4 protein-coding genes are annotated in these 2,822 nt (G+C 52.7%); all 4 read right to left on the reverse strand.

Going from position 1 to position 2,822, the window contains the following annotated elements:
• Positions 1-15: 15 nt before the first annotated feature.
• Positions 16-312: a hypothetical protein gene (locus FDK21_RS20360; protein ID WP_138150693.1), complete on the reverse strand. Its 297-nt coding sequence runs from the start codon at positions 310-312 to the stop codon at positions 16-18.
• A complete protein-coding gene (locus FDK21_RS20365; protein WP_138150694.1) occupies positions 312-1,937 on the reverse strand; it encodes an IS66 family transposase in 1,626 nt (541 codons plus the stop codon). The genes FDK21_RS20360 and FDK21_RS20365 overlap by 1 nt, the downstream gene beginning before the upstream one ends.
• 62 nt (positions 1,938-1,999) lie before the next feature.
• On the reverse strand, positions 2,000-2,347 hold the full coding sequence (gene tnpB / locus FDK21_RS20370; protein ID WP_138150695.1) for an IS66 family insertion sequence element accessory protein TnpB: 348 nt from the start codon (positions 2,345-2,347) through the stop codon (positions 2,000-2,002).
• Positions 2,344-2,724, reverse strand: coding sequence for a transposase (locus FDK21_RS20375; RefSeq protein ID WP_138150696.1), 381 nt, complete (start codon positions 2,722-2,724; stop codon positions 2,344-2,346). The genes tnpB and FDK21_RS20375 overlap by 4 nt, the downstream gene beginning before the upstream one ends.
• Positions 2,725-2,822: the final 98 nt, after the last annotated feature.

Raw genomic sequence — 2,822 nt, forward strand, 5'->3', positions numbered from 1 at the left:
GTAAGCACCCGATTGCTACCGCAGCTTTTTTGCCTTGACGCGAGCAATGATTTCAGGATCCGCGATAAAATCCTGGAGGAAGATCTCCCACTCTTCCTCTGAAGATCGGGCGTCGATGAGCATCTGTTGGAGTTCTTCCAATCCATCACTGGTCAAAGCGATGTTGCTATTGTCTGAGCCGTCTTCAATATCGACGATGTTTCCGTAGGACAGATTATCGTCATTGGTGACGATTTTTTGCAAGAACTCAAGGTCCTCCTCAAGGATCTCTGCGACTCGTTCCATTGTCAGGACAAATCTTGTCTTGGCCATCAGCCTGCCTCATGCTGGTCTGGAGCCATTGGAGCCCAGTTCCAGGGCAGCAACTCATCCAGACGATTGATCTTGTGGTCATTGATCCGATCGAGAATGTTGGCCAGATAGGCCTGCGGGTCGAGGCCATTCATCTTGGCTGTCTCAATGATTGTCATGGCTCGTGCCAGTGTCTCCGCGCCGGTATCGGCTCCAGCGAATAACCAGTTCTTTCTTCCGATCCCAATTGGGCGCAGCGCTCGCTCGGCAGCATTGTTGTCGATGGCAACTCGGCCGTCCTCAAGGAATAGGCGGAAAGCCTTCTTCCTGGTCAAGCAATAGCGGAAAGCCTTTGCCAAATCACTCTTGCCCGATATGCGTGTCAGTTGCTGGTCTGACCATTCAAAGAACGCCTCGATCTTGGGCTTGCTGAGCTTTTGTCGGGTAGCCAGACGTGTATCGGCACTTTGTCCCGATATATCCCGTTCAATATCATAGATTGCCCCTATCCGCTTCAGAGCCTCATGGGCAATCTCGGACTTGGTTGACGTCCAAAAATCATGGAAGTCTCTGCGTAGATGCGCCCAACAGGCAGCTTCCTTGAAGCGCGCTTTCCCATCCGATCCAGACTCATAGAGCTTTGAATAGCCCTTGTAGCCATCAGCCTGAAGAATGCCGCTGGCATGTCTGAGGTGATGATGGACATGCTCAGCTTTCCAGTCGGGAGCAAAGTAATAGACCGCCCCAGGAGGGGCCGTTCCAGCCCAAGGCCTCTGGTCCCTGACATAGGTCCATATTCGGCCCTTCTTCACGCCTTTCCCCAAACCTCTTTTGCGCAAGGAACGATCAAGAACCCGGATAGGCGTATCATCGGCATGAAGAAGATCACTCTCCATGACTGAAGTCTCGATACGCTCGATCAATGGCTGAAGTGTCCGCATGGCGCGACCGCACCAATCGACCAGCGTGCTGTCAGGAATATCGGCACCCATCCGGGCGAAGATTTCATTCTGGCGATACAACGGAATATGGTCGTCGAATTTGGAGACCAGGACATAGGCCAATAGACCTGCACTGGCCATGCTACCCGGAATTGGGCGGCTGGGTGCTGGAACTTGGACCATCTTCTCGCAACAACGGCAAGACTTCTTGAGCCGGGCAATTTCAATGACCTTCAACTGAGCAAAGATCATATCAAGCATTTCGCTGACATCCTCGCCGACGGTTCCCAATTCCCCTCCACAATCAGGGCAACGATCCCCCGGATCAAGCTCCCGACGCTCACGAGGTGTCTTGTCTGAGACACGAGGACGGCGCCGAGCTTTCTTTGGCTTATCAGTCACAGAAGAGTCAGAATCCGGCGCAGCTGCATCCTCGTCATTGATTGGCTCAGTACTGTTCTCGGCTACCGCGACCAACAGATCTTCAAGCGCCAATTCCAGTTGCTCGATTTCACGCTCGATCTTTTCAGAGGACTTGCCAAAAGTCTGTTTCTGCAGTTTCGCGATACGAAGACGCAATCCCTGGATCAATTGATCATGAACTCGCAATGTCGCAGACATTTGCTCGTTTTCAGCCTGCAAAGCGGCAATCATCGCTTTCAAAATGGCTGGGTCATTCGGCAGGTTTTCAGGGATTTTTGACATGCATCCTGATAGCACAAATCAGGCAAAAGAACAATAAAAACAATCTATTATCAATTGGTAATTCACCCAACTCGGGCAGGTGGAGAGCCCCAGCGCGGACGCCGCCAATCAATCCCTTCCCATAACATCGCAAGCTGTGCCGATGTCAGTCTGGCAACACCATCCCCCGCCGAGGGCCAGGGGAACCGGCCTTTCTCAAGGACTTTGTAATAGAGACAAAATCCCTGACCATCCCAGTAAAGAAGTTTGATACGATCACCACGTCGACCTCTGAAGGCAAACACAGCGCCGCTGGTCGGGCTTTGTCGCAAAACATCCTGAGCCAAAACCGAGAGGCCCGTTATGCCTTTCCTCATATCAGTCACGCCGCCAGCAAGATAAACACGGACGCCTGTGCCCGGACCAATCATGCTGCCTCCACCGCTCGAATGAGCCTGCTGAGAACCGAACAATCCAGGCCACTATCAAATCGAAGACAGCGGCCGTGGCGCAAATCCAATTCAACCAGACAAGAGCTCCCCCCAATGTCACCGCTGCCCTTTGGCTGGTCATCTTCTGGAATGGCCGAAAGCTCAACTGGAATGAAGAGGGCAGGATCGGCCTCACAAAGCAAACCCTTCCGCTTCAAATCGCGGCGCCAGATATACAGTTGCTGCCGGCTAACATCATGCCGCTGGGCGACCTGCGTAACCGTTGCTCCGTCAATACCAATCGAACCAACAATCGAAAGCTTCTCGTCAACGCTCCAACGTCGCCGACGTTCTGGACCCAATATCTCGCCGCGCATCAAAATCCTCGCTAAGACACGTCAATAAGGACGTCATTATTGACGTGTCTTAAATCAGAAGACCGAGTTCGGAAAGGCGGTGCCAACCGGGTGATTAC

It is taken from the genome of Cohaesibacter sp. CAU 1516 (assembly GCF_005771485.1).
GTDB lineage: Bacteria > Pseudomonadota > Alphaproteobacteria > Rhizobiales > Cohaesibacteraceae > Cohaesibacter > Cohaesibacter intestini.

Coding starts and splice junctions, on each gene's coding strand:
- tnpB (WP_138150695.1), bottom strand. CDS start 2,347: ATGATTGGTCCGGGCACAGGCGTCCGTGTTTATCTTGCTGGCGGCGTG.
- FDK21_RS20360 (WP_138150693.1), bottom strand. CDS start 312: ATGGCCAAGACAAGATTTGTCCTGACAATGGAACGAGTCGCAGAGATC.
- FDK21_RS20375 (WP_138150696.1), bottom strand. CDS start 2,724: ATGCGCGGCGAGATATTGGGTCCAGAACGTCGGCGACGTTGGAGCGTT.
- FDK21_RS20365 (WP_138150694.1), bottom strand. CDS start 1,937: ATGTCAAAAATCCCTGAAAACCTGCCGAATGACCCAGCCATTTTGAAA.